The following is a 23,707-nucleotide window of genomic DNA, read 5'->3' as shown; positions in this document are numbered from 1 at the left end:
TTTACCTATCAGAAATCATCACTAATTACAGACTGTTTTTTTAATCTTGCACGTACTGAACTATTACGATTTTCGAGTGCTAAGCCAACTTCATCCAACTCAGGATTCGCGAGTGAGCCTAGGGTATGTTCAAGGCCAAAGATCACTAAAACTGAAATCACATTTTTTAGGCTGGTACTTGGATCACCTTTTTCCATACGTGAGATCGTTCGGTTATCTACATGAATGCGATTGGCCAAATCATGAATGGTCATATTACGTCGAAGTCGGGCTTTTTTGATATTTGTCCCAATTTGAGTCAACATGTCTTCCACACCATCAAGCATAAAATTATGCGCCGAAGTTCTCATAGCAATATCATCCAAAACATGACATAAAATGTATACTATCATGGTTAACATGGATTTTATGTCTTATTTTTATAATTTGAGTTCAATGTATTGATGCTGAATGGAATAGTTAAGTAGCTTAATTTCACCTACTAGAATGAAGAAAATCATCAAGAATAGGAATGATAGTAAATGAGCGGCTTAACCGCATGCTAAATCCAATCGTTTATAAAATAGCCTAAGCAAAAATTTTAGAAATTTCTTCTCTTAAATAAATATGCCTAGAATTTTCATTTAGCGCACCGTGCCAATAAATTCCCATATTTAATACAGGTAGATCAATAGGATGCTCAAAAATATTGATACTTTGATCAACTTGTAAATGTGCCAGTATCTGCTTTGGAATGGTTAACATCGCATCAGGATATTGTGCTAAAACTTGCAGGGCAGTTGAATAATGCTGACAACGCATAAAAATCTGACGACGAAATTGCGCTTGATTTAAATATATATCCTCTAAAAGCAAACCAGTACGGCGTGAAGAAACACCGATATGAGGTGATGCAAAATACAGTTCAGAATTGATATTTGTATGCTGAGAACAAATCACAAAATGATCTTGAACCAAATTTTGATAATTAATTTTATCACCATAATTTTGTTCTAGATCAATGACAAAATCGACTTGTTGAGCAGCTAAATCAGCAATTACATTTTTGCGGTCAAGCTTGGTACTTAGAAACTGAATGGTTAAATTCAATTTTTGAAAATGATGAATCAATTTAGGAAAAATAATCGGTTCAATTTCATCATGTATTGCAATGCGTAAGGTTTGTACTGAACTGGGATCAAACTGTTGTTTTTGTTTGGAGATATTTTGAAAAGCAAATAAAGCATTTTGTACAGATGGATAAATCTGTTCAGCAAAAGGGGTAGGCAGCATTTTACTCCCAGCGCGAACAAATAAATCATCTTGCAAATGCAGCCTAAGTCTTTGTAAAGCATGACTTGCAGCAGACTGAGTAATGCATAAAATCTTTGCCGCTTTTGAAATATTTCTTTGTTCATAAATGGTGATAAAAAGCGGGTATAAATTAATATCAATATGATTGAAAATCGACATATCAAGATTGGTTTTATTATGAATCATATTCATAGTGAGGTATTGAATTAAATCATTTGGTTCATAATAGGTTTTCAGCTAAGGTAAAGTAAAGAGTCACTATTCAAATATTTATCCATATATTTACAGGAAGATAAGGATGTTTGAACTTTCAGCACGTGCGCAAGAATTTGTAGAACGTACCCAAGCCTTTATTAAAAATGAAATTGAACCAGTAGAAGCTGATTTTTGGAATGAAGTCCATCATTTGAATCAAGGCGGTGATTGGACAAAATGGCAATGGCCAGCACAACTTGAACTCCTGAAAAATAAAGCAAAAGCTGCTGGACTTTGGAACATGTTTTTACCAGACCCAGTATTGGGTGCAGGTTTATCTGTACAGGAATATGCCCATATCGCAGAACTGTCAGGCCGTAGTTTAATCGCACCCACAGTATTTAATTGTAATGCTCCAGATAGTGGCAATATGGAAGTGCTATGGCGTTATGGTTCAGATCAACAAAAACAACAATGGCTTAAGCCGTTATTAGAAGGAAAAATCCGTTCAGTATTCTGTATGACTGAACCAGCAGTTGCTTCATCGGACGCAACCAACATGCAGGCAACTGCAGTGGTAGATGGTGATGAAATTGTATTGAATGGTCGTAAATGGTGGTCTTCAGGTTTGGGAGATCCAAATGCGAAAATTATTATCTTTATGGCGCATACGCCTGATGAAAGCAAAGATCGTCATCATCAACATTCCATGGTTTTAGTGCCTGTAGATACTCAAGGCGTGACCATTGAACGTATGTTACCCGTGTTTGGTGATTATGATGCGCCACATGGTCACGGCGAAATTAGTTTTAATCAAGTTCGTGTACCTGTAAGTAATTTTATTGGTGGTGCTGGACAAGGGTTTGAAATTGCACAAGGGCGTCTAGGTCCGGGTCGTATTCATCATTGTATGCGATGCATTGGTGCTGCTGAAAAAGCATTAGAATTAATGATTGATCGAGGAATGAGTCGAACTGCTTTTGGTAAAGAAGTGCTTAAATTAGGTGGAAATTTAGAACGTGTGGCAGATGCTCGTGTTGCGATTGATCAAGCACGACTGTTAACCCTGTATGCGGCGTATAAAATGGATACTCAAGGGACTATGGCTGCGCTTACCGAGATTTCAGCCATTAAAGTTGTTGCACCTTCAGTTCTTGAAAAAGTAGTTGATATGGCCATTCAAATTCATGGTGGCATGGGCGTATCACGAGATACACCTTTAACAGCATTCTTTGCTCAAGCCCGCAGTTTACGTTTAGCGGATGGCCCAGATGAAGTGCATAAAGGGATGATTGCAAAATTAGAATTAAAAAAACGAGGTTATGGCTCGCGTAAAAAATAACAATTTGCTGATAAAAAATAACTGCTTTATGTTAGAGGTGTTATATATAAAGTAGTGAGCAAGTGAAGTTTTTAGTTAAAAGTATCATTCTTTAGAGATGTATGGTTTAAAACATAAGATTCAGGGAAATAATATGTCAGTCATTGATATTGGTGGAAGTATACGTGAAGGCGAGGAGCTGGACATTCGTGCTGTCGGAAATTGGCTCATTGAAAATGGATCTGAAATTTCAGGCAATGTGGAAGTGACTCAATATTCTGGCGGAGCTTCAAACTGGACCTATCGTTTAAAATATGACAATGCTGATTTAATTTTACGTCGTCCACCCAAAGGGACAAAGGCGAAATCTGCACATGATATGGCGCGTGAATATCATGTACAAAAATGGCTTGCACCATACTACCCAGTTCTTCCTGAAATGGTCGCGCTGTGTCAGGATGAATCCGTAATTGGTTGTGACTTCTATGTGATGAGACGCATTGAAGGTATTATTCCGCGTGCCAAACTGCCCCCTGAGCTGAATTTTACTCAACAGCAAGTGCATGAATTATGTATTAATGTCTTAGACAAGCTGATTGAATTACATCAAGTTCCATATCAAGGCACCGAACTCGAAAAACTTGGAAAAGGTGATGGGTATTGCCGTCGTCAAGTTGAAGGTTGGGATGCACGTTATGAAAAGGCGCACACCATCAATGTGCCGAGTTTTAAATTTGTACGTAAATGGCTTAATGAAAATATTCCTGCTGACTCAAACACGTGTTTGATTCACAATGATTGGCGTTTTGATAATGTCATTCTTGACCCTAAAAAACCAACCCAAGTGATTGGTGTATTGGATTGGGAAATGGCAACCATTGGTGATCCTCTTATGGATTTAGGTTCTGCTTTGGCCTATTGGGTGGAAGATACAGACAACCAAATTTTTAAATCAACCCGTCGCCAGCCTACACATTTAAAAGGGATGCTTACCCGTAAAGAAGTGGTTGAATATTATTTAGAAAAAACCGGATTAAAACCTGATAATTGGGCATTCTACGAAGTATTTGGTATTTTCCGTTTAGCTGTAATCGCACAGCAAATTTATTATCGTTACTATCATAAACAAACAGATAATCCTGCTTTTAAAGATTTTTGGATTGTGATTCATGCCTTACATATTCGTGCATTAAAACTTATCGGTTTACAAAAAATTGAAGCCAATGAAGTTGCACAGAAATATCTTGAAAAATTTAAGGAAATTTTAGGAAAATGACCACAATCTACCTCGTTCGTCATGGACAAGCGTCATTTGGTGCAGAGAGTTATGACAAACTTTCACCCAATGGCGAGTTACAAGCCAAACTATTGGGGCAATATCTCGATAAAATTTTGAAAGAAGAGCCTTATGTGGTTGCAGGTTCAATGTTACGCCATCAGCAAACAGCAAGTTTTGCTTTGGCTGAAAGTTTTTCCGATGCTCAAATTGTGACTGACCATCATTGGAATGAATTTAACCACCAACAAGTTTTTGCTCAATATGATCCGCGTTTTAATCAACCGCATCTACTTCAACAAGATGTTGCCAAAGAAAAAAGTCCACGTGCCTACTTGGCAAAAATTTTTGAAGGGGCAATTGACCGTTGGACTGGTGGTGAATATCACCATGAGTATGACGAATCTTGGCCAGATTTTAAAAACCGTGTAGAAACGGCTTTACAGAATTTATGTGATGAGTTAGTGAAAACCAAACCTCGCTATGCAATCGTATTTACTTCTGGCGGAGTTATTTCAGTTGTTGCAGGAAAACTCTTGGAGTTAAGTGCCAATAAAACCTTTGCATTGAATTGGGCAATTGCCAATACCAGTTTAACGACATTAAGACTGGTGGGAAATGAACCGCAATTACTGAGTCTGAATGAACATCATTTTATTAAGGCTGAAGATCCGCAATTATTGACGTGGATTTAAAGTCGCACTTTTAGAAATATAAAAACAGTTTAAGGAATTTGTCATGGCAAAAACCATTTTAATCACAGGCGCAAGTTCTGGAATTGGTGCAGGAATGGCACGAGAATTTGCGCAAAAAGGTTATAACTTAGCCGTCTGTGCGCGTCGTTTAGAGCGTTTAGAAAGCTTAAAACAAGAGTTGGAGTCTAAATATGGTATCAAAGTAATTGCCAAAACTTTAGATGTGACCAACTATGAGCAAGTTTTTCAAGTCTTTCGAGCTTTTAAGCAGGACTTTGGTAAGCTCGATCGTATTATTGTCAATGCAGGTGTTGGTGATGGTCGTCGTATTGGCAATGGTAAATTTGAGATTAACCGTGCAACTGTAGAAACCAATTTCATTTCTGCATTGGCACAGTGTGAAGCCGCTGTTGAAATATTCCGTGAGCAAAAGTTTGGTCATCTGGTTGTGATTTCTTCTATGAGTGCACTTCGTGGTATGCCTAAACACTTGACCGCATATGGCGCAAGTAAAGCTGGTGTAGCTGCTTTAGCGGAAGGGATACGTGCTGAGTTAATTGACACGAAAATTAAAGTTTCTACGATTTTCCCTGGTTATATTCGTACTGAAATTAATGAAGGGGCAAAAAAACTACCGTTTGAGGTCGATGTTGAAACAGGTTCTCATTTATTGGTTAAAGCAATTGAAAAACAACCTGTTAAAGCTTATGTACCACAATGGCCTTGGTTACCGATAGGACTAGCCATGAAAATATTGCCATTAAAAATTGTGAATAAACTTGGTTAAGCTTTAAAAAGACCCAGCAAGGGTCTTTTTTATTGCATTGCATAGATAAAGCTTTAAAATCTAACTGGATAAAAAAATAATGAGAATTTTAACATGTTTATCGTATTGGGTTTTTTCCTGACCAGCTTTTTAGTTTTTCTTGCGCGTATCTTGTATCTCTTCTTTTTTGAAAAGCACTGTGAAATTCAACAATGCCTTATGCAAATCGATGGTATTCAAAAGTTAATGTATCTTGGTATCATTTTAATCGGGACCTATAATGCCTATTTGATGAGCAAAAGTAGAAAGTATGCGGTTTTAGTTTTTGAGTTTATTGGTACATTTATATTTGCTTTTGCCTTAAATTTTGTTGATTTAGCCCAATAGCAACTTGGCCATACAATTAAGTAAAATCGACATTGAACTTTATGATTTTAATATTGCGACAAACTATATCTGACTCTGACTGATTTTGAGATAGCTTTGTTGGATTGGTACCCAAATATGCTTTTAAAAATTTCTACCATTGCTCTCGTTCCAGCATTAATTCTTCAAGGTTATCGCGTCAAGAAAAATACACTTCGATTAGCTGAACCTCAAGGATTGCGAAAAGGTGTTATAGGACAAGGAAAAGCACTATCTATTTTAATTTTGGGTGACTCTGCTGCCGCAGGTGTGGGGGTTGAAGATCAACGTGAAGCCTTATTGGGGTGTTTACTCGATGAATTAGCCTCTAATTTTGAAGTCACTTATCAATTAGAAGCGAAAACGGGGGATAGCACCTTAGAAATTTTGCAAAGAACCAAACAATTAGACAATCAGCAGTTTGATGTTGTGATTACATCGGTTGGAGTAAACGATGTCACAAAACTTATTTCACCACAAAAATGGATTCAGCAACAAAAGGGGCTTTATACAGAAATTGAAGCTAAGTTTTTGCCAAAGATGATTTTAGTTACGGGTGTTCCCCCAATGAATCTGTTTCCAGCATTACCAAATCCACTGGGATGGCTGTTTGGACAGTATTCGAGTGCAATGAATCAGAAGTTAGCCCAATTCATCGAAAATAAAATCAATTATCAATTGATTCGTTTTGATTTAGCCCATTTTAAAACTTTAAATTTACAAATGGCACGTGATGGTTTTCACCCGAGTCAGGAAATTTATCAAATTTGGGCAAAACAAATTTCACAGTGTATTTTTAAAAAATTTAGCTAATACAACGTTCAAATATCTATCTTTGACTATAACAAAAGACTAAAAGTACGATTCAAAAAAGTATCAACGCCATTCATAAAATATTACTTTGTTGATTTCATTAGAAAAAACTAATTAACTAAAATCACTATCTTGTAACTTTACACTGAATATTTTCTTTTTCTTTGTAATAGTTTAAAGCAATATCTAAGTCTGAAAGTAATTTAGCTTCAGTATAGTTCTCTGGATTTAATTTAAGTAAATTTGGCATGTAATTCGATTTGTATTCTTTAGGATAATCTTGACATACGATTCTGGTCTTATCATCCAATGTTGTATTTGGATCATCAAGTTGATCAAGATTTTACTAATCATTTCATCTGATTGTTCAAATTGTGCAGTGAGGGTTGGTCGATCTGTTTGCGCAGTTACATGCTGCTCAGGCTCTTTATTGCAAGCAGACAGGGCAATGATCAAGAATAATGCTGTAAAAAGTTTAATGTTCATAACGAATTGATTTTTAATGTTAAGAAAAAGTTTTCGGTTGTATAAAGTCAGTTAATATTTAGATAAATCTTAAAGAACCTTAACTATCAAATATATTACCGAGATATGCAATGATTTTTATTACCATATCTTGAAATTGTTACAAATTCAAGATGTTTAATGATTTTATTTGAACTTTCCGATTAAAAACAGCACATAGCTAAGTTTTGTATTTTTTATACGGGTGGAATTGACGCAACGACTTTTATTAGAACTAAGAATATTGATTAAAGCTTTGTTCTATATGAAATTTCTAGTAATTTTTTAAAACCAGTAATCACAGCAGCAATAAAGAATTGACCCTTCATAAAGAGATTTGATGCAAAATAGTTTTGTCGGAATGTTGTTAAAATTTATTTAAAAATAATAGCTTAGTGGTCAAGTTGAAAAAATCAGCTAATGTGTTGTGTTAAATAAATTTTTTGTAAGGTTTATTTCTGATCTCAACCTGAGTATCTTATCCCCAAAATATTAAGAGGGTATTTCATGAAAAAATTATTCATTATTGCTTTAACAACCTTAGCATCAAGTTTCTCCTTTGCAGAGAACTTACAGTGTGAAAAAAGCTATGAAATTTTTAATAAGCAAGGGGACAAGGAAATAGAAATACTAAAAAATGGTTCACTTGATGATGTGATCAGTTATTATGATCAAATTGAATATGATCGTAAACTTAAACCTAAGCATCAAGGACAGACTTTTTCTTCAGGCGAATGGATTAGCGATGCTGAGTACAGAAAAGACATTAAATTACAGCAAGATTTAGCCAAAGATGGATCTTATAAAAATATAGATTCTACATTTTTAAAACCAAAATTAAATTATATCTCAAGTGTAGGTGAAGTTTGTGTTGTGCCTATGCAATCACAAGATGAAATATTCAAAAAGCGTATGCAGACTAAAGCTGACATAATTTTTATACGCGATATTCAAACTAATGAATGGAGAAGATTTATCTATTTTGGAATTGAAGATAAAAAAGACTTTAATGAGTTTTTCCCTGATTTTCCTAAAAATGTAAAGCTTGCTCAAATGTTAATTGATAACAAAAATTTTGCAGAGAGCACTTCAGAATTTGGTTTGTTAATGCTTGAAGAGATGGGTGTTGAGATCACAGCAGAGATGAAGGAAATGATGAAAAATCAAACAGAGCCTTTTAGAGTTAAGTTAAGCGCGAATGGCTACTGAGTTTTATTGTGTTTGTCGCATTTAAACCACCTGCGGGTGGTTTTATATTAAAGAAAGATAGATACATATGAGATTATTTTTACTGCTATTTGCACTACTGTTAAGTCTGAATATTTTTGCTGATGTTAATGGTTCAAAAACGCAACTTAAACCGATAGAAACCCTTGAAGCTTTATTATTGAATGCGGGTATTATCAACCAAGATTATAAAATTGTAGATAATCAGGCTTTTGATGATTATCTACATAAAGTATTTTTAAAACAAATAAACCAAGGTCTACCTTATGAGATCAATAAATTTGTTGAATTAAAGAAGATTCAAATAGAAGGGAGAAATTTGCTTATTTATAATGAAATTGATAATGCTTCAATAAAGTATATCCCTGACTTTCAGACTGATGAAATCCAATCAAGACTTAAATGGGAAATTTGTAACGATGATTTTGGTTCAAGTCGGGTTTTTAGACAGGCAGAAGGATTGAACGTAATTCACTTTTTTGGTAGTCAGCAGGATCCTGAATTGTTTAAATTTGGTATTTTTTTAAAGGAATGTGATGACGTATATCTTTAATATAATTTTAGCTTGAAGCATAAATAATATTGATTCATTTTATAGATCTGCATAGACAATTTAGAGGATTAAACAGCAAGCTTGTTTATCAATTGCACTCAGATAATGAACATCTTAAAAGACCTGTCAGTTTTCCTAAATTGGAAAAGTAATTTACAGGCTTAAGTAATTATTTTTAAAAGATAATACATAGTTACAAACGCTCATTTTCTGAATTGATTTTGAGTGTTTGAGGTTTGTATTTCCTGTTTATTCCAATGTACACAATATCAGTAGCGATGTCTTAAATGGTATGGAACTGTTTCTGATATATCATTGTGAGGATTAATGCCAGCATTGTACAAAGCATAATAATCATTGATAGATTCATAAGTGGATTAAAATTAAAGCTATGACTGATCGGCACCACAATTAAGCAAATTAAGAATTGAATAGCGCCTTGAAGTGCACTTGCAGTACCCGCACGTTGACCTTGTTGAGATAATGCCAATGCATTACTGTTTGCACTTACCAATCCAAGACCTGCGACAAGACCAAACAATCCGAGCATGGTTGAGGATAGACTGACCAAATCATATCGAGGCGAGATAAATAGCCAAACCGCACTCATCACTTGGATAAGAATACCGAGTAATAAAATTCTTATAAGGCTAAATCGACCAATCAGACGAAGATTGATTTGCGAGAAAATAATCAAGCCAGCGGCATTTATACTGAAATAATAACCGAAATTTTCAGGTTTTATCTGGAATTGATCAATGAAAATCGCTGGTGCAGCGGCAATATAAGAAAAGAATGCTGCATAAGACAAACTACCTATAAGTGTAGGGGTTAAAAAACTTTTGTCCCGACAAACATGGAAATAATTGATAAAAATATCGCCAACATGAAGAGATTTTCTTTTATGCTCATTCAGTGTTTCTTCAAAATAAAAATGCACAAGAACAATATTGATGACACCAAAACAGGCAAGGAAAATGAAAATACTTTGCCATCCCCAATTGACTAAAAGCCATCCACCTAATATCGGGGCAAGAATTGGTGCCAGCCCCATCATGAGCATCATGCTGGATAAAGCTCTTGCTGACTGTTTAGGTGTTAATCGATCACGAATCGCTGCACGAACCATTGCCATTCCAACGCAACCACCTAAAGCTTGCAATACTCTTGTCATTAACAATTGATTTATTTGTGTGGTAAAAATACACAAAACAGATGCAATCACAAATAAAGTTAATCCAAAATATAGCGGTGGTTTACGACCAAATCGATCACTAATCGGGCCATAAACAAGTTGACCGATGACTAAACCTAAAAAATATGCGGGCAATGATGATGACACGACACTGGTTGTCACACCAAACTCTATAGCAATTTCAGGAAATGCAGGTAAATACATATCTATTGACATAGGGCCGAGCAAGGTTAAAAAGCTTAAAATACTGATCCATGCTAGGGTATAAGGTTTTGTTTCAGAGGGGTTATCAGTTGATTTCTGTATATGGGGTGATCGAGGCATAATCTTACCTAAATGATGATCTTCCGCAGAATGGATGAAAAAAAATAGCGTCACTCAGATTTATGCATTGTGCTCATTGCTTAAAATAAGAAGCATTTCATCCATTTTGGGAATGTCTAGATATAATGTATTCGCTAATTTAAATTCAGCTGACGTGCATTTATTTCTGAGATTCATTACCGAAATGACAAGCAAAGGTTTGCACCACGATTTTATTGTTTTTCACAATCAACGTATCCGTGGCCATTTTTGCATTGGGCGCTGACCAGCGAATATAGGCGACGTCACCATAGACTGTTTTTTCTTCTATGCTAATTTCACGTGTACCTTCAGGGAAAAAATCCCGATATACGTTTATAAATGTTTCTCGAATCTGATCGGTACCACGTATTACCGTATCGGTTCCATTGATAATGATGGCATCAGGTGCATAATCTTGAACAGTTAAGTCTACATCACCTAAGCGGAAAGCATTTAGATGCCTTTCTAAAACAGCTAAAGTTTCAGTTATTTCTCGATTTTCAGTATTTTGTATATTCACAGTATTCATAAATAGATCTCCAACATTGCTCTAGATAGGGGGCCGTATCTAACGACTGATCAATACATTATTGTTGTATTGAAGCATCCCTTGTAGCTACAGAACAGTTGAAACACTTATTCTGATTTGTTGAAAATCTGCCAATGAAACTAATTTTTAATTGAAAGTGTTGTGTTTTTTCCCATATTCAAAGCGGATAGTTGTTGATTCAATTTTAGTTGTTCAAATTTAAGCGCAATAAAATCGATAAAACATCTAGTTTTTGCGGGCATGTGCTTTTTGCTAGAAAAATAAAGATTGGTATTTCCTAAATCTGCATACCAGTCAGGTAGGATTCTAATTAAAGTTCCATCTTCTATATATTTTCTTGCATGAGCAGTGGATATCGCAGCAACACCTAATCCTAAAGCGGCGCCTTGATGTAATGCACTTGGATCATCTGCGATAAGTTTTTCATTTAAATTTAAGTAAAACTCTTGTTCATTTGGACCTGTGAATTGATATTCATGTAACTTACCTGTTTGAGGGGATTTCATGACAATGCCATCCCATTCGGAGATTTGCGCTGGATGATTGGGCCGTGTTTTATGTTTTAAATAATCAGGTGAGGCAACAATAATCATGTGCAGCGGGGACAGTGGTCTGATAATGATGCCTTGACCTAATTTAATCCCACTTCCAATTGCCACATCAAAATTATCTGTTATTAAGTTGACCTGTCTGTTAGATAAGTGCCACTCAAGTTTGATATCTGGATAGTTGCTAATAAATTCAGGCATCAATGGCAGGATATATTCCACCCCAAATCCAGCACTTAAACTGACTTTTAAAATGCCTTTGGGCTTGCTCGAATCAACATTAAATTCTGAAATAGTTGTCTGAATACTATTTAAACTGTCTCGAATACTGATAAAAAAGTGTTCACCATCTTCCGTCAATTTAAGATTTCTGGTACTTCGATGAAAAAGTCGAGCACCTAAATTTTGCTCTAACTGCGCTACATTTCGAGACACTGCAGCAGGTGTTAGGCTTAAATGTCGTGCTGCGGCAGAAAAACTTCCATATTCTGCACTTTTTATAAATGATTCGAGATTAGACAGCGTTTCCATATTCTATTTTCAATTTTTACTTGAAAAAGATTATAGCAAAAGCACTCTACTTCACAATGAGTACTGATTTTATAGTCTGGAGACTTTAATGAAAGAGTAATGTGAAATGTTAAATAAATTATCGCTGGTTGGAAAAGTTGCGTTAGTTACCGGTGGGTCGCGAAGTATTGGTGCTGAAATTGTCAAAACGCTAGCCGCCCATGGCGCTATAGTTGCTTTTACGTATCATTCTTCGCAAATCAAAGCTGAGGAATTGATTAAAGAAATTGAGTTTCATGGTGGACAAGCCATAGCGATAAAGGCAGATTCAGGAAACCCTGAAATGTTAAGCAAAGCGATAGAAGACGTTGCTAAAAAATTTCATAAAATTGATATATTAATTAACAATACTGGAATAAGTCATTTAGGCAGTCTAGAGTCAGTATCAATCAGTGCTTTCGAGCGATTGGTGGCTGTCAATATTACGGGGGTATTTTTGGCCACACGTGAAAGTTTAAAACATATGGGGAAAGGTGGAAGAATAATAAATATAGGCAGCACGATGGTCAATTATTCTGGTTTTAGTGGAGCATCAATTTATATTCTTACAAAAGGTGCAATCACTGGATTTTCACGAGGATTAGTCAGGGAGCTTGGCGTTAAAGGTATTACAATTAATACCATTCACCCTGGTCCAACCAATACTGATATGAACCCTATAGATGGACCAATAGCAAGCCTACTACTGCCTAATATCCCCGTAGGTCGATATGGAGAGGGCATTGATATTGCGAATTCTGTTTTATTTTTAGCGAGTGAAGAAGCTAGCTATATTAGCGGTGCTGAATTAAGTGTCGATGGTGGTTTTATTGCTTAATTCCTTTGAATCAAAATAAAATTTATATGTCCAGTAGTTAGAAAATGAATTGAAATTTTCTATTCCATATCTATGGAAAAGCCCTCTATTTATAGAGGGCTAAAACAATTTATAAATCATCCTGTTTCAATAGATTATTTAGGATAAGAAGCAAGCCTTTAAATAAAATAGCATCTATCGGATAAACAGGTTGAATGTGCTGTATAAAAAAGAGTATTCCGAATTTTCAGTAAAAAAATTTGAAAGTACAAATTAGAGATACCAAAAGGCATAGGTAAAAAATTAAAATCCAGATAAAATCATTAAAATTTTCACTAAATTATAAACTTTGGTTCTTTTAATAAATGACTGATATCGAAATAGAAACCCACCCACTCAAACCATTTCTTCCTACAAATGCCAAGCTATTGATGCTTGGTAGCTTTCCACCGCCTCAAAGCAGATGGAAGATGGATTTTTATTATCCGAATTATCAAAATGATATGTGGCGAATTTTTGGGCTTATTTTCTTTGATAATAAAGATCACTTTTTAGATTTACCTAATAAAAATTTTAAGGAACAACATATTCGCGAATTCTTAATCGAAAAAGGTATCGCAATTTTTGATACGGCGTATCAAGTTATTCGCTTAAAAGGGAATGCCTCAGATAAATTCCTACAGATTAAAACCCCCACAGACCTATCACAGCTTTTAGCGCAAATTCCTGAATGTAACAGCATCATGACCACTGGAGATAAGGCAACAGATACCCTGATGTTATCTATGCCTGAAGAAACTGAAAAGCCACAGATAGGGCAATCCTCACAAGCTATATTTGCTGAACGAGAGATATGTTTATATCGGATGCCTTCTTCATCAAGAGCATATCCATTAGCACTGGATAAGAAGGCAGAGGCATATAAGAACTTATTTAAAGAAATAGGCTTACTTTAAGTAAGTTTAAAACTCATAATTTGGCATCATGGTTGGGTATTGAACCCATTTAAAACCAGTTACGTTAAAATCTCGAACATGGGTAAAACTAGACCAAATCAATTGGCTCCCTTTAGTCCATGAGAGTGGTTTGATACGCTGTTCAATCATTGCTAACTCTTCAGCATTGGCGATACGTAGTTCACCAATTTCGATATTTAAACGAACACCAGGGAAATCTGAAAATTTACCTAAAATCATCGATTTCAACCAGAAAAAACGCTTAATATTCACTGCTTGTAAACATGCTTTGCTATTGTTAGGAATGTTTTCTTTAAATGATTCACTATAAGTATCAAAGAAAAATCCAGTTTGATTATTTTTTAAGAATACGGTTCCTATAGGCGTTATATTGGGTTGCCCTAATTGATCGACAGTTGCAATCGAACAATGCATAGAGGCACGTTGAGCAGTTGAAATGGTTTTTATTATTTGTTGCCAATTTTGGGAATCAATCATGTTTTTTCTCCTTAAAGCGTCAACATGTTGAATAAAATTAGCAAAATAAACCATATCTGTAATTGACAGTTTTTGTTCTAGCTTAGGCATTTATCCCATTGTACTTGATTAAATCGATATACACATACAGTCAATAAATGCTTTAAGCCTTTCCATTTTCTATGCAAATCGTTTTGCCAGAGCAACACAGATCACAACTGCAAAACAAACAACAATCATCGCAAAACTTACATGCTCACCCAATAGAACCGCTGAAAGCATTAAACCAATAAACGGTTGTACCAATTGAATTTGTCCAACTTTGGCAATTCCGCCCAACGCTAAACCTTTGTACCAAAAAATAAAGCCAATCAACATACTAAACAGCGACACATAGATTAAACCAATTGTTTCAGGCCAATGAATATTTGCAAAGCTTGCAGGTAGGTAATATAGACTTGAGATAAGCATCAAGGGTAATGCAACCACTAAAGCCCAACAAATCACTTGCCATCCACCCAGTTCTCTTGAAAGCTTTCCACCTTCAGCATAACCCAGTCCACAGACAACAATTGATGCAAGCATATAGAGATCACCCACACTAAAACTTAAATTACGGTTTTCATAAAACATAAATCCAACCACAATGGCACTACCAATTAAGGCAAATAACCAAAATTGTGTAGCAGGCTTTTCACCCCCGCGTAAAACTGCAAAAATTGCAGTCGATAAAGGCAAGAGACCAACAAAGACAATAGCATGTGCAGAGGATACTGTTTGTAAAGCTAAGGCTGTAAATAATGGAAAACCAATCACCACACCTAAAGCCACAATAACCAATGATTTAAATTGGGCAAAAGTGGGTTTTGATTGCTGTAAAATAAACAGGCAGATTAAAGCAATACTTCCTGCAATCGCTGCCCGAGCTGTGGTTAAAAATTCTGGACTAAACCCCATGACGGCAATACGGGTTGCGGGCAAAGAGCCAGCAAAAATCGCGACACCAATAAAACCATTTAGCCAGCCAATATTTGTTTTATCCATCATCAATTACTCAGTCAATTTATGATGATTTAAGCGCTATTTACTGGAAATATATATGTACACTACAGTACAATTTTAAATAACTGTTATGCTATTTTTACCAGTACAATTCTACTCAATCTAACGAGTTTTCTCAGATTTCTTATCTTTAAAATATGTGGTTTTAAATGGCAAAAACTAAAATTGAACAAACAGTGCTGATGATTAAAAATCAAATTTCGAATAAAAGTTTGATTGCAGGTTCACGCTTACCTTCAGTCCGTCAGTTTGCTACACAAACAAACTGTTCTGTTTCAACGATCGTTGAAGCCTATGCCAGATTAGTTGCGGAAGGTGTTTTAGAATCTCGTCTTGGTTCTGGTTACTATGTATTAGGTAAAGCTGAACCGATGCAAATGATTGATACTGAAATACAGTATCAACGTGAAATAGATCCTTTATGGATTTCAAGGCAGTCATTAGAGGCGAAGAAGGATGTGCTAAAACCGGGTTGTGGCTGGTTACCCACTACTTGGATGCCTGAACAATCAATCCGTAAAGCGTTAAAACAAGCTGCTAAGTCTGAAATCATCATGCTCACCGATTATGCAACACCGCATGGGCATTTGGAGTTGCGTAAATTTATTGCCAGAAAAAAAGAACTGTATGATTTAAAATTCAAACTGAATCAAATTCTTATTACTGACTCAGCAACCCAGTCCATTGATTTAATTTTCAGACACCTGCTTAGCGCAGGTGATGTGATCTTGATTGATGATCCTTGCTATTTTAATTTCCGCGCTTTGATTAAGGCCCATCATTTAAAAGCCGTTCCAATTCCGTTTACAGAAACGGGACCAGATGTAGAGAAATTTGAACAAGCACTGAATTTAAAGCCAAAAATCTATTTAACCAATTCAGGGATTCATAACCCAACAGGAGCCACGATTTCGCTACAAACGGTTTATCAAATTTCCAAGCTGGTTGAGAAAACTGATTTATTGATTATTGAAGATGAAATTTTTGCTGATTTTGAATATACACCCGCACCACGTTATGCTTCATTAGCCGGTTTTAAACATGTCATTCAGATTGGCAGTTTTACCAAAACCCTTTCAGCAGCGATTCGTTGCGGTTATATCATTGCGGAGTCTGAGCTGATTGATCAATTAATAGATTTAAGAATTGCGACCAACTTTAGCAATAGTCATTTAAATGCAGAAATTATTTATCAGGCTTTAATGGACAGCAGTTATCCTAAACATCTAGATTGGTTAAAGAAACATTTGCTTAAAGTCAGCAATGAAATGATGCAAAAGTTGGGGCAACTCGGTATAAAGCCGTGGATTGTGCCAACAGCAGGGATTTTTTTATGGTGCAAATTGCCAGATGGTATACAGGCTGCGGAATTATCAAAATTATGTCTCAAACAGGGCGTAATTCTTGCACCGGGTAATTCTTTTAGCCAAGCTGAAAATGCAGGACAGTTCATGCGCTTTAATGTTGCACAATGCGTGGATAAAAAGGTCTTTGATATCTTAGCAATGTCAATTCAGCAGTTAAAAATAAATAACTTACAAAGTTAGCGAAAATCCTTTTCCTTATTGCTTTAAAATATGGGTAAATAGTAAGCAAATTTATATTGATTTCAGTGGAATAATTATAATGAGTGTTCATGATGTACCAAGTCCAATTGATTTAAAAAATCCGCAAGATGCTTTGCAATGGGCTAATGAAGCCAATGAAAAACGCCCATGGCGTTATGAGTTTTTTGACTATTATGTGAATTTAATTCAAAAAGCAGCCAAAGAGAAACACTATCAAACTGATCAAAACGCGCAGTTCAATATTTTAGAAATAGGTTCAGGTCCTGGTTTTCTTGCCAAACATTTACTTACCCAGTGTGCTGATATTGAATATACAGCGCTAGATTTCTCTGATGCAATGCATGATCTTTCTAAAAGTAAGCTACTTTCTTCTGAGTTAGGCAGAGTGCAATATCTGATTGCTGATTTTAAAAATGAAGATTGGCGCGATCAGCTTGGACAATATGATGCCATCATTATTCATCAAGCTTTACATGAGTTACGCCATAAAAACTATGCAAATCAATTTCATCAACAAGTAAAGACATTATTAAAACGTGATGCTCTGTATTTGGTCTGTGACCATATTTTTGCATCAGATGCGATGAGCAATAATGACTTGTATATGTCGAAACATGAACATTTTCAAAGCTTAAAATATGCAGGCTTTACTGACATAGAACTGGTTAAAGAGATCAAAGGACTCTGTCTGTTTGAGTGTTATTTATAGTCTTAAGATTGTAATGCATTTAGTATGCAGGTTGTCATTACATTAAACTTACATCATCCATTCAAGTGGCAAATATGACACACTATACATGACAAATCGTTGGAATCGCGTAGTTTCAGGATCAACTTTATATTCAATCACTTTGCCATCAGCACGATGATCTAGCCAGATCAGCTCACCTTGTGGATTAAGTTTTAACTCATAAGCAACCCTAAATAGGGTTTGATCCAATAGATTTGAAATTTGCTCTTGTAAAGGATCTGATTGAACAACCAGTCCAACTTCGGTATTGATATTGAATGATCTTGGATCTAGGTTAAATGAACCAATAAAGACCTTGTCATCAATATTGATAAATTTTGCATGCAAACTGGATTTATTTTTGCCTTTTTTCGGAATGATATTTCCTGTGAGGACCTCATACCAAGTACGGCGATTGCGTTCTATATAGGGTTTAAATTCATAAAGTTTTGCGCCTCCTTTAAGCAGGTCAACTCGATACTTTTGATAAAACGCATGGACAAGCGCAACATCATTTGCCATAAAGGAGTTGGTTAAAATTCTCACTTTGACATTTTGTTTAGGGAATTGGTTAATAAAATCCGTCCCATTTTTTGTAGGAACAAAATAAGCGGCAATCAAATCCATTTCTTGTTTGGGGTCACCCAAATGTTGGTGAATTTGGTGTGAAATTAATTCATTGCCGTGTGCTTGTCCTAAACTTTTCTTTGGAGAATCTGCCAGAAAATCGGCATAAGCCCAATTGATTTTATTTTGATTAAGCTCATTGGCGAGTTCTTTCTGCTCAAGATTTACTTTTTCATCTGTCGTCTGTTCAGCTTGTTCAAGTCGTTCAAAGCTTTTTCGCAAGGTTAATAAATCGTGTTCAGAACCTTTATAAATAAATTGATCAATCGGATAGCTTAATTGAAAATTCCAAAAATCGGTAAAAACTTCATTTGCACGATTGACTGCTTTACCAAAAAATAAAATATCCATATCGGTAAACTGGAAAGATTCACTGGCATCAAAATATTCACTGCTGATATTTCGTCCGCCTGTCACAGCAATTGCACCATCAGCAATAATTAATTTATTGTGCATTCGATGGTTGATTCTGTTCATTCTAAAAATATAATCCATTACACGAAAGTGTCGGAATTTATAAGGATTGTATAATTTGATTGAAATGTTTGGATGTCTTAGCAATGCACTTAATTGTCGATCTATTTTTGTTCCATTTTGATCATCGATTAATAAGCGTACTTTTACACCGCGGTCAGCAGCTTTAAGCAATTCGTGTAGCATTAAATTGCCAATAAAATCATCTGCCCAAATATAGTATTGTAAATCAAGTGTATATTTGGCTTTTCGAATCAGATGGATACGTGACGCTATACTTTGGAAAGCATCATTCATGGCTAAATATGCAGTGAGCCCTTGAGTAAGCATCTGTTTTGCTTCAGGCTCATTGATCCATTGCTCTGCATATACTTTAACTTGTTGTTCTTGTTCTGGTTGATTCATAGGTAAACTGCATCCAGTGATTGAAAAAGCCAAAATAACGAAGGCAAGTGAAGTCTTTGAATGATTCATTCTTTCAATGAGTACTTTAAATTTTACTAAATCATATCATCAAGTTAATGGTTGAATCTGTAAAGAGAAAAAGGTTACTGTAGTCCAACTGTTAAAACACAAACCTATTAGGATATTTAGCTATGAAATCACGTGCTGCTGTTGCATTTGGTCCAGGAAAACCTTTAGAAATTGTGGAAATTGATGTTGCTCCCCCACAAAAAGGCGAAGTCCTTGTTAAAATTACCCATACAGGGGTTTGTCATACAGATGCATTTACTTTATCAGGTGATGATCCAGAAGGCGTATTTCCAGCAGTTTTAGGTCATGAAGGGGCTGGTATTGTTGTCGAAGTTGGTGAAGGTGTAACTTCAGTAAAACCTGGGGATCATGTGATTCCTTTATATACTGCAGAATGTGGCGAATGCTTATTCTGTAAATCAGGCAAAACCAACCTGTGTACAGCCGTTCGTGCTACACAAGGTAAAGGGGTTATGCCTGATGGAACGACACGTTTTTCTTATAATGGTGAACCTATTTACCACTATATGGGGTGTTCAACTTTTAGTGAATATACCGTTGTTGCTGAAGTGTCATTGGCTAAAATTAACCCAGAAGCAAATCCTGAACATGTCTGTTTACTGGGGTGTGGTGTAACGACAGGTATTGGCGCAGTCCATAACACGGCAAAAGTACAAGAAGGTGATTCAGTTGCTGTATTTGGTCTAGGTGGTATTGGTTTGGCTGTTGTACAAGGTGCGCGTCAAGCGAAAGCAGGTCGGATCATTGTTGTTGATACCAATCCTGAAAAATTTAAGTTGGCCGAAGAGTTTGGTGCGACTGATTTCGTTAATCCCAAAGACTATGACAAACCTGTTCAAGAAGTGATTGTTGAAATGACAGGTTGGGGTGTAGACCATTCATTTGAATGTATCGGCAATGTCAATGTGATGCGTTCAGCACTTGAGTGTGCTCATCGAGGGTGGGGACAATCGGTCATCATTGGTGTAGCAGGTGCTGGTCAAGAAATTTCTACCCGTCCGTTCCAGCTTGTGACTGGTCGTACATGGAAAGGAACCGCATTTGGTGGGGTAAAAGGCCGTACACAATTGCCGGGTATGGTTGAAGATGCGATGAAAGGTGATATTCAACTTGCACCTTTTGTTACCCATACAATGGGCTTAGATAAAATTAATGAAGCATTTGATTTAATGCATGAAGGTAAATCAATCCGTACAGTGATTAACTTTTAAGCTTAAATACTGAGCACCACTAAGAGCCAGTGATACATCATCTATCACTGGTTTTTATTTGCATGATAAATGTATGAGTTTTATATATTAATTTTCTAAGCTTATCTTTTTTTGTTATGTTATGGCTTTAAAGCAAAAAATCAAAATAGGTCGTCTTATGAAAAATGTTGCAATTTTAGGTCTTGGTATCATGGCTTTAACCGTATCAGCATGTTCTTCGCTTCAAACCAATGCAACAACGCAAGATCAAACAGCACAAAACACTCAAACGACATGTATTGCAGAACGCGCGACTCAGTTGATTGGACAAAATGATATGTCTGAAGCGAAAATTAAGCAGCTTACACAGGCATCAATCGTACGTAAAGTTGCGCCAAATCAAGGAGTAACTATGGATTATCGTATTGAACGTGTGACGGTAACTGTAGATCCTGCGACCAAAAAAATTACCCAAGCGACTTGTGGGTAATGACACAAATTTAAGTCTTATATGATTGAATAAATATTGATTTGTTCAATCATGATTTTAAAGTTTAATTTAACAAACTCGCTTCATCTATTCGACACAGAACAATCATTATAAAAAACTAAAATAACAATGTTTCGCTACTCATTGACAGATAATACTTGCTTAAAGCAGTTTTTTTGTTATGTTTTAAGCTGTACTTTTGGATGTGTAGCGTTAGAGCACAAGACTTTAATTCATTAGCTATTATTAAAACCTTATGAAAAGACTATTTTTAATCCTATTTGCGATTTTGATATCAAACTCAATATTTGCTCAGAGTGAAAACTATAAAATTGCCATGGACAATTTTATAAACAATTATAATGCTGATCAGTATGAAAAAATTTATGATGAATTTTCTGCTGAAATGAAAAAGACATTGCCGCTTGAAAAGACAAAGCAATTTTTCTCAGGATTAAAATCTCAGGCAGGAAAAATTGAAAGTAAAGAATTTCTCAGCGATCAACAAGGAACTTATCAAAGTTATAAAACCAAGTTTGAGAAAATGGTGTTAACGGTCAATATTTCGCTTGATCAAGAAAATCATATCAAGGGACTTATTATGAAGCCTAATGAAGTCCAAAAAGAGATAAACAGTAGTAATACTGTGAATGCACTTAACGCTTATCCAAAAGAAATCTCAGACATCATTTTTTCGAATAGCCAAAATTTTCCAAATAATACGCAACTTTCTATTGCAGTCGTTCAAAATCAAAAAGTGAAATATTATGGGGTTATCAAAACTGATGGCAAGATCAAACCGATTGAAAACCAGAATAAGGTTTTTGAAATTGGTTCTATTACGAAAGTTTTTACATCGACCGTTTTAGCTTCGCTTGTTGATGAAGGAAAAATTAAATTAACGGATGAAATCAATCCATTTTATCCATCTTTAAAATTTAAAAATAACACTCAACTGAATTTTAAAGACTTGGCTAATCATACCTCTGGTTTACCACGCTTACCTGAGAATCTAGATTTATCGAATCAAAGCAATCCCTACAAAGATTATGGTAAAAGTCAGATTGAACAATACCTTAAAGATGATTTGAAAATTGAAAATGAGCCTGAAAAAAAATATGTTTATTCTAATTTAGGGGCGGGGTTATTAGGCTATACGCTTGGCGTATCACAAGGAAAAAGCTTTCAAACATTATTACAAAAGAGAATTTTTGATAAATACACAATGAAAAACTCATTTGTAAACTCGCAAAATCTAGATAATAAGTTAGTAAAGGGACAAAATCCTGATGGACAAATCGTATCAAATTGGGATTTTGACGTTTTGTTTGGTGCTGGCGGGCTATTATCAACCACAGAGGATTTAGCAAAATTTGCAATCGCACAATTCGATCCTAAAAATACCGAATTGACTTTAACGCGTACACCGACCTTTGAAATGAACAAAGATATGAAAATCGGTTTAGCTTGGCATTTGTTAAAATCACAAAATGGAAAAGATTTGGTTTGGCACAATGGCGGAACTGGTGGCTATTCATCTTCAATGGCAATAAATGTTGAGGATAAGACTGCCGTTATTGTGCTATCTAACCTCTCAGCTTTTCACCCAAAAACGAAAAACATAGATAAATTATGTTTTCAGCTCATAGATGAGAAGCAAAAATAATATTTGGATTTTGCATATGGGGAAGCTTAACACTGCAAATATTTTGAGTAGATTGGAAGTTTGCTTTTAGCTTGTGATAGCTGGATTGAAATAAAAAATACAAGTTTTGTCCCTCAATTGAAATTCATATTCTTGTCGTTATATGTCACTTTAGAGAGATACTAAAATGAAATACAGGGAAATTGAACCAAATGGATTTTTGAGTAATTTTGTGAAGTGTTTTTGGTATTACGAAACTATGGGAATAAATGTTCAGCATACCATTTTGCCAGATGGTTACTTTGACTTAATTATCGAGTTCGTAGATGGAAATTTAACAAAAGTAAAACTGACTGGAATATGGACAAGACCAAAAGACATACAAATTTCTAAAAACACCAAGTTCTTTGCGATCAGATTCAAGCTGTTAGCCCTTGAGTATATATTTAGAACACCGATAAAATCTATTTTAGATATGACGATAAATTTACCTGAGTCTTTTTGGAGAATTGACGAGTATCATTCAGACGAGTTTGATAAATTTGTTTCTGAAATAACGAACAATTTAGACGCTTCAATAAAATTCTTAAAGCCCAGTGATCGCAGAAAATTAAAACTATTTGAAATCGTGTATCAAAAAAAATCTACATCGGTGTCTGAAATTTCTAATAGCATTTTTTGGAGTAGCAGGCAAATAAATAGATATTTTCAATCCAATTTTGGCATTACATTCAAAGAATTTTTAAGTATTGTACGTTGTAATGCGACTTACCCAGAAATTTCAAATGGTAATCTAAATCCAAATTCTGACTATTTTGATCAAGCGCATTTTATCAAAGAAATTAAAAAATATACTGGGGTAACGCCCAAAGCGTTAAGTAAAAACAAAAACGACCGATTTTTACAATTATCAAAAATGGATGAAAGGCAATAATTCTATA

24 protein-coding genes and 1 pseudogene are annotated in these 23,707 nt (G+C 35.3%); 16 read left to right on the top strand and 9 right to left on the bottom strand.

Going from position 1 to position 23,707, the window contains the following annotated elements; translation table 11 throughout:
* Window positions 1-8: 8 nt before the first annotated feature.
* Together FHR28_RS10040 and FHR28_RS10035 are read right to left on the bottom strand one after the other, a co-directional pair.
* The gene (locus FHR28_RS10040; protein WP_051065603.1) at window positions 9-350 is read right to left on the bottom strand and encodes a helix-turn-helix transcriptional regulator; all 342 of its coding nucleotides are present in this window, start codon (window positions 348-350) and stop codon (window positions 9-11) included.
* Between the two features lie 217 nt (window positions 351-567).
* The gene (locus FHR28_RS10035; protein WP_004821458.1) at window positions 568-1,485 is read right to left on the bottom strand and encodes a LysR family transcriptional regulator; all 918 of its coding nucleotides are present in this window, start codon (window positions 1,483-1,485) and stop codon (window positions 568-570) included.
* 106 nt (window positions 1,486-1,591) lie between these two features.
* On the opposite strand from FHR28_RS10035, the gene FHR28_RS10030 reads away from it, so the two are divergent.
* The 6 genes from FHR28_RS10030 to FHR28_RS10005 all read left to right on the top strand — a co-directional run bounded on the left by FHR28_RS10030 (window position 1,592) and on the right by FHR28_RS10005 (window position 6,764).
* Window positions 1,592-2,830, top strand: coding sequence for an acyl-CoA dehydrogenase family protein (locus FHR28_RS10030; protein ID WP_056511065.1), 1,239 nt, complete (start codon window positions 1,592-1,594; stop codon window positions 2,828-2,830).
* A 133-nt stretch (window positions 2,831-2,963) separates the two neighbouring features.
* A complete protein-coding gene (locus tag FHR28_RS10025) occupies window positions 2,964-4,085 on the top strand; it encodes a phosphotransferase family protein (protein ID WP_166782515.1) in 1,122 nt (373 codons plus the stop codon).
* Window positions 4,082-4,780 carry a histidine phosphatase family protein gene (locus FHR28_RS10020; RefSeq protein WP_004720559.1) on the top strand — a complete coding sequence of 233 codons (699 nt, stop codon included), beginning with the start codon at window positions 4,082-4,084 and terminating at the stop codon, window positions 4,778-4,780. The genes FHR28_RS10025 and FHR28_RS10020 overlap by 4 nt, the downstream gene beginning before the upstream one ends.
* 43 nt (window positions 4,781-4,823) lie before the next feature.
* A complete protein-coding gene (locus FHR28_RS10015; protein WP_004720558.1) occupies window positions 4,824-5,567 on the top strand; it encodes an SDR family oxidoreductase in 744 nt (247 codons plus the stop codon).
* 93 nt (window positions 5,568-5,660) lie between these two features.
* Window positions 5,661-5,933, top strand: coding sequence for a hypothetical protein (locus tag FHR28_RS10010; RefSeq protein WP_166782514.1), 273 nt, complete (start codon window positions 5,661-5,663; stop codon window positions 5,931-5,933).
* Between the two features lie 117 nt (window positions 5,934-6,050).
* Complete coding sequence (locus FHR28_RS10005) at window positions 6,051-6,764, top strand: SGNH/GDSL hydrolase family protein (RefSeq protein ID WP_166782513.1); 714 nt, start codon at window positions 6,051-6,053, stop codon at window positions 6,762-6,764.
* Window positions 6,765-6,891: 127 nt separating this feature from the next.
* Here the strand turns inward: FHR28_RS10005 and FHR28_RS10000 are convergent.
* Window positions 6,892-7,250, bottom strand: a pseudogene (locus tag FHR28_RS10000) (hypothetical protein).
* A 525-nt stretch (window positions 7,251-7,775) separates the two neighbouring features.
* Between FHR28_RS10000 and FHR28_RS09995 the strand changes: the two are divergent.
* Together FHR28_RS09995 and FHR28_RS09990 are read left to right on the top strand one after the other, a co-directional pair.
* A complete protein-coding gene (locus FHR28_RS09995; RefSeq protein WP_166782512.1) occupies window positions 7,776-8,477 on the top strand; it encodes a hypothetical protein in 702 nt (233 codons plus the stop codon).
* Between the two features lie 67 nt (window positions 8,478-8,544).
* Window positions 8,545-9,048 (top strand): hypothetical protein, encoded by a 504-nt coding sequence (locus FHR28_RS09990; protein WP_105712661.1) that lies wholly within the window; start codon window positions 8,545-8,547, stop codon window positions 9,046-9,048.
* Window positions 9,049-9,331: 283 nt separating this feature from the next.
* Here the strand turns inward: FHR28_RS09990 and FHR28_RS09985 are convergent, their stop codons facing one another.
* The 3 genes from FHR28_RS09985 to FHR28_RS09975 form a co-directional block, all read right to left on the bottom strand.
* A complete protein-coding gene (locus FHR28_RS09985) occupies window positions 9,332-10,567 on the bottom strand; it encodes a Bcr/CflA family multidrug efflux MFS transporter (RefSeq protein ID WP_166782511.1) in 1,236 nt (411 codons plus the stop codon).
* A gap of 160 nt (window positions 10,568-10,727) precedes the next feature.
* Entirely contained in the window at window positions 10,728-11,117 is a 390-nt protein-coding gene (locus tag FHR28_RS09980) for a YybH family protein (protein WP_105712659.1), read from the bottom strand.
* A gap of 140 nt (window positions 11,118-11,257) precedes the next feature.
* Entirely contained in the window at window positions 11,258-12,217 is a 960-nt protein-coding gene (locus FHR28_RS09975; protein ID WP_105712658.1) for a LysR family transcriptional regulator, read from the bottom strand.
* A gap of 106 nt (window positions 12,218-12,323) precedes the next feature.
* Between FHR28_RS09975 and FHR28_RS09970 the strand changes: the two genes are divergently transcribed.
* Together FHR28_RS09970 and FHR28_RS09965 are read left to right on the top strand one after the other, a co-directional pair.
* On the top strand, window positions 12,324-13,073 hold the full coding sequence (locus tag FHR28_RS09970; protein ID WP_166782510.1) for a 3-oxoacyl-ACP reductase family protein: 750 nt from the start codon (window positions 12,324-12,326) through the stop codon (window positions 13,071-13,073).
* A 344-nt stretch (window positions 13,074-13,417) separates the two neighbouring features.
* Window positions 13,418-14,008, top strand: a complete 591-nt coding sequence (locus FHR28_RS09965) for a uracil-DNA glycosylase family protein (RefSeq protein ID WP_056511095.1) — start codon at window positions 13,418-13,420, stop codon at window positions 14,006-14,008.
* A gap of 6 nt (window positions 14,009-14,014) precedes the next feature.
* Here the strand turns inward: FHR28_RS09965 and FHR28_RS09960 are convergent, their stop codons facing one another.
* Together FHR28_RS09960 and FHR28_RS09955 are read right to left on the bottom strand one after the other, a co-directional pair.
* Window positions 14,015-14,506 (bottom strand): pyridoxamine 5'-phosphate oxidase family protein, encoded by a 492-nt coding sequence (locus tag FHR28_RS09960; RefSeq protein ID WP_166782509.1) that lies wholly within the window; start codon window positions 14,504-14,506, stop codon window positions 14,015-14,017.
* 159 nt (window positions 14,507-14,665) lie between these two features.
* Window positions 14,666-15,529, bottom strand: coding sequence for a DMT family transporter (locus FHR28_RS09955; RefSeq protein WP_035372056.1), 864 nt, complete (start codon window positions 15,527-15,529; stop codon window positions 14,666-14,668).
* A gap of 167 nt (window positions 15,530-15,696) precedes the next feature.
* On the opposite strand from FHR28_RS09955, the gene FHR28_RS09950 reads away from it, so the two are divergent.
* On the top strand, window positions 15,697-17,094 hold the full coding sequence (locus FHR28_RS09950) for a PLP-dependent aminotransferase family protein (protein ID WP_166782508.1): 1,398 nt from the start codon (window positions 15,697-15,699) through the stop codon (window positions 17,092-17,094).
* A 79-nt stretch (window positions 17,095-17,173) separates the two neighbouring features.
* Entirely contained in the window at window positions 17,174-17,824 is a 651-nt protein-coding gene (locus FHR28_RS09945) for a class I SAM-dependent methyltransferase (RefSeq protein WP_166782507.1), read from the top strand.
* Window positions 17,825-17,872: 48 nt separating this feature from the next.
* Here FHR28_RS09945 and FHR28_RS09940 read toward each other — a convergent pair whose 3' ends face one another.
* Complete coding sequence (locus FHR28_RS09940) at window positions 17,873-19,351, bottom strand: phospholipase D family protein (RefSeq protein ID WP_166782506.1); 1,479 nt, start codon at window positions 19,349-19,351, stop codon at window positions 17,873-17,875.
* Window positions 19,352-19,542: 191 nt separating this feature from the next.
* Here FHR28_RS09940 and FHR28_RS09935 point away from each other — a divergent pair, with 191 nt between their 5' ends.
* The 4 genes from FHR28_RS09935 (at window position 19,543) to FHR28_RS09920 (ending at window position 23,700) form a co-directional block, all read left to right on the top strand.
* Entirely contained in the window at window positions 19,543-20,652 is a 1,110-nt protein-coding gene (locus FHR28_RS09935; RefSeq protein ID WP_004720535.1) for an S-(hydroxymethyl)glutathione dehydrogenase/class III alcohol dehydrogenase, read from the top strand.
* Between the two features lie 157 nt (window positions 20,653-20,809).
* A complete protein-coding gene (locus FHR28_RS09930) occupies window positions 20,810-21,121 on the top strand; it encodes an I78 family peptidase inhibitor (RefSeq protein WP_004720533.1) in 312 nt (103 codons plus the stop codon).
* Window positions 21,122-21,377: 256 nt separating this feature from the next.
* On the top strand, window positions 21,378-22,787 hold the full coding sequence (locus FHR28_RS09925; RefSeq protein ID WP_166782505.1) for a serine hydrolase: 1,410 nt from the start codon (window positions 21,378-21,380) through the stop codon (window positions 22,785-22,787).
* A 166-nt stretch (window positions 22,788-22,953) separates the two neighbouring features.
* The gene (locus tag FHR28_RS09920) at window positions 22,954-23,700 is read left to right on the top strand and encodes a helix-turn-helix domain-containing protein (RefSeq protein ID WP_166782504.1); all 747 of its coding nucleotides are present in this window, start codon (window positions 22,954-22,956) and stop codon (window positions 23,698-23,700) included.
* The last annotated feature ends 7 nt before the right edge of the window (window positions 23,701-23,707 follow it).

Origin of the sequence: Acinetobacter sp. BIGb0196 (assembly GCF_011759595.1) — a bacterium.
In the GTDB taxonomy this organism is placed as follows: Bacteria; Pseudomonadota; Gammaproteobacteria; order Pseudomonadales; family Moraxellaceae; genus Acinetobacter; species Acinetobacter guillouiae.
The sequence above is the reverse complement of the archived record's forward strand: the minus strand, read 5'-3'. Positions and strand labels throughout refer to the sequence as shown.

What these genes read in the sequence shown, in the direction of transcription:
- FHR28_RS10040 (WP_051065603.1), bottom strand. Translation starts at nt 350, where the DNA reads ATGAGAACTTCGGCGCATAATTTTATGCTTGATGGTGTGGAAGACATG.
- FHR28_RS10035 (WP_004821458.1), bottom strand. Translation starts at nt 1,485, where the DNA reads ATGAATATGATTCATAATAAAACCAATCTTGATATGTCGATTTTCAAT.
- FHR28_RS10030 (WP_056511065.1), top strand. Translation starts at nt 1,592, where the DNA reads ATGTTTGAACTTTCAGCACGTGCGCAAGAATTTGTAGAACGTACCCAA.
- FHR28_RS10025 (WP_166782515.1), top strand. Translation starts at nt 2,964, where the DNA reads ATGTCAGTCATTGATATTGGTGGAAGTATACGTGAAGGCGAGGAGCTG.
- FHR28_RS10020 (WP_004720559.1), top strand. Translation starts at nt 4,082, where the DNA reads ATGACCACAATCTACCTCGTTCGTCATGGACAAGCGTCATTTGGTGCA.
- FHR28_RS10015 (WP_004720558.1), top strand. Translation starts at nt 4,824, where the DNA reads ATGGCAAAAACCATTTTAATCACAGGCGCAAGTTCTGGAATTGGTGCA.
- FHR28_RS10010 (WP_166782514.1), top strand. Translation starts at nt 5,661, where the DNA reads ATGTTTATCGTATTGGGTTTTTTCCTGACCAGCTTTTTAGTTTTTCTT.
- FHR28_RS10005 (WP_166782513.1), top strand. Translation starts at nt 6,051, where the DNA reads ATGCTTTTAAAAATTTCTACCATTGCTCTCGTTCCAGCATTAATTCTT.
- FHR28_RS09995 (WP_166782512.1), top strand. Translation starts at nt 7,776, where the DNA reads ATGAAAAAATTATTCATTATTGCTTTAACAACCTTAGCATCAAGTTTC.
- FHR28_RS09990 (WP_105712661.1), top strand. Translation starts at nt 8,545, where the DNA reads ATGAGATTATTTTTACTGCTATTTGCACTACTGTTAAGTCTGAATATT.
- FHR28_RS09985 (WP_166782511.1), bottom strand. Translation starts at nt 10,567, where the DNA reads ATGCCTCGATCACCCCATATACAGAAATCAACTGATAACCCCTCTGAA.
- FHR28_RS09980 (WP_105712659.1), bottom strand. Translation starts at nt 11,117, where the DNA reads ATGAATACTGTGAATATACAAAATACTGAAAATCGAGAAATAACTGAA.
- FHR28_RS09975 (WP_105712658.1), bottom strand. Translation starts at nt 12,217, where the DNA reads ATGGAAACGCTGTCTAATCTCGAATCATTTATAAAAAGTGCAGAATAT.
- FHR28_RS09970 (WP_166782510.1), top strand. Translation starts at nt 12,324, where the DNA reads ATGTTAAATAAATTATCGCTGGTTGGAAAAGTTGCGTTAGTTACCGGT.
- FHR28_RS09965 (WP_056511095.1), top strand. Translation starts at nt 13,418, where the DNA reads ATGACTGATATCGAAATAGAAACCCACCCACTCAAACCATTTCTTCCT.
- FHR28_RS09960 (WP_166782509.1), bottom strand. Translation starts at nt 14,506, where the DNA reads ATGATTGATTCCCAAAATTGGCAACAAATAATAAAAACCATTTCAACT.
- FHR28_RS09955 (WP_035372056.1), bottom strand. Translation starts at nt 15,529, where the DNA reads ATGGATAAAACAAATATTGGCTGGCTAAATGGTTTTATTGGTGTCGCG.
- FHR28_RS09950 (WP_166782508.1), top strand. Translation starts at nt 15,697, where the DNA reads ATGGCAAAAACTAAAATTGAACAAACAGTGCTGATGATTAAAAATCAA.
- FHR28_RS09945 (WP_166782507.1), top strand. Translation starts at nt 17,174, where the DNA reads ATGAGTGTTCATGATGTACCAAGTCCAATTGATTTAAAAAATCCGCAA.
- FHR28_RS09940 (WP_166782506.1), bottom strand. Translation starts at nt 19,351, where the DNA reads ATGAATCAACCAGAACAAGAACAACAAGTTAAAGTATATGCAGAGCAA.
- FHR28_RS09935 (WP_004720535.1), top strand. Translation starts at nt 19,543, where the DNA reads ATGAAATCACGTGCTGCTGTTGCATTTGGTCCAGGAAAACCTTTAGAA.
- FHR28_RS09930 (WP_004720533.1), top strand. Translation starts at nt 20,810, where the DNA reads ATGAAAAATGTTGCAATTTTAGGTCTTGGTATCATGGCTTTAACCGTA.
- FHR28_RS09925 (WP_166782505.1), top strand. Translation starts at nt 21,378, where the DNA reads ATGAAAAGACTATTTTTAATCCTATTTGCGATTTTGATATCAAACTCA.
- FHR28_RS09920 (WP_166782504.1), top strand. Translation starts at nt 22,954, where the DNA reads ATGAAATACAGGGAAATTGAACCAAATGGATTTTTGAGTAATTTTGTG.